2 protein-coding genes are annotated in these 1,497 nt (G+C 66.3%); one reads left to right on the top strand and one right to left on the bottom strand.

Going from position 1 to position 1,497, the window contains the following annotated elements:
• Positions 1-20: 20 nt before the first annotated feature.
• The gene (locus OCW50_RS33005) at positions 21-1,160 is read right to left on the bottom strand and encodes an IS630 family transposase (RefSeq protein ID WP_262300398.1); all 1,140 of its coding nucleotides are present in this window, start codon (positions 1,158-1,160) and stop codon (positions 21-23) included.
• Between the two features lie 58 nt (positions 1,161-1,218).
• Here OCW50_RS33005 and OCW50_RS33000 point away from each other — a divergent pair, with 58 nt between their 5' ends.
• Entirely contained in the window at positions 1,219-1,497 is a 279-nt protein-coding gene (locus OCW50_RS33000; protein ID WP_210804876.1) for a LexA family protein, read from the top strand.

The following is a 1,497-nucleotide window of genomic DNA, read 5'->3' as shown; positions in this document are numbered from 1 at the left end:
CTAGATCCTCGGCGCAGTGATTATGACCGTTTGGCGAGTGGCTCGAGAGGAGCTGTTTTGGGATAGGCACGGCCCATCTTGGTGCGGGCCTTCTCTGTCGTGAACATCCAGGTCATGCGTGTACCGGCGGCGTTGCGCTCGCGCTCCCAGGCGGCGATTTCCCGCTCGAGCCCCTCGCGCGTGTCGATCCGCCGGTCCAGGCACTGGCCCTTGAGCACCCCGATCTCGATCTCGACCATATTCAACCAACTCGCGTGCTTGGGGGTATAGTGGAACTCCAGCCGCCCCAGGAGGCGATGCGCCTCGTCAGGTGGGAAAGCCTCGTAGAGGGAGCCGGGCGTGTGCGTCGACAGGTTGTCCATCACCACCCGGATCCGCTCGGCCTGCGGAAAGTCCACATCCACCAGTTCGCGCATACACACGGCAAAGTCCTTGGCCGTCCGACGATCCGTGACGCTCACTTTGCGCCAGGGCTGGTGCGCATCCACCATCACGAACAGGTTCACCGTGCCACAGCGGCGGTACTCGTAATCAACCCGCTCAATCTGTCCCGGCGCGGCCGGGAGCGGCGGGCGCCTCTCGCCGATGAGCTGGACCGGGCTCTCATCGAAGCACACCACTGGCCGCATCGGATCAGGGCCCTCAGCATAGAGGTCGAGCACGTCCTCCATGCGCGCCACATACTCGCCATCGATCTTCGGGACGCACCACATCTTCTGCTGCCAGGGCTTGAGCGCGTTCTCGCAGAGGCGCCGGCGCACCATCTCGCGCGACAAGCTCTCGTGTTGGGTGAGCCGCACGATCTCGCCGGCCAGGAGTTCCAGCGTCCAGCGGGCCCGGCCCGCAGGCGGCTTTGCGCAGGCGGTCGCCACCAGCAGCGCCTCCTCCGGGCCTGAGAGCTTGCGGGCGGCGCCGGGACGGGGCTCCTCGCTGAGAGCCCGCTCCAGATTGCCCTCCACGAAGCGACGCTTGGTCCGGTACACGGTCGAGCTACCCACCGCGACACTCTGGGCAATCGTCTCGTCTGGCACCCCAGCATCGGCTGCCAGCAGGATCTGCGCGCGCTTGAGCGTGCGGGCGGCCTGCTTGCCGCCGCTGAGCATCGCCTGGAGTGTGGCGCGCTCGGCCTCGCTCAGCTCAACCCGGTAGCATATGTTCATCTCGGCCTCCCGTGTGAGAGGCCGAGCTGAATCAGCCGATGAATCGAGCGTGTGGCGGATGTCTGAGAAAAGCTTCACTGACCGGCAGGGCCAGTACCTGGCCTTCATCGACGCCTACACGCGCGTTCACGGCCGCCCTCCGGCCGAGACCGACATGCAGCGTCATTTCCAGGTCACGCCGCCTTCCGTGCACCAGATGGTGCTCACCCTGGAGCGGGCCGGCTTGATCCGCCGTCAGCCCGGAGTGGCGCGAAGCATCGAGGTGTTGGTCGCCCCTGAAGGCCTGCCCCTCCTGCGCCACCCCCAACCCGTCAAATCCTCTGCGCCGAGGATCTAG

The organism is Microvirga sesbaniae, from assembly GCF_025460805.1.
Lineage (GTDB): Bacteria > Pseudomonadota > Alphaproteobacteria > Rhizobiales > Beijerinckiaceae > Microvirga > Microvirga sesbaniae.
The sequence above is the reverse complement of the archived record's forward strand: the minus strand, read 5'-3'. Positions and strand labels throughout refer to the sequence as shown.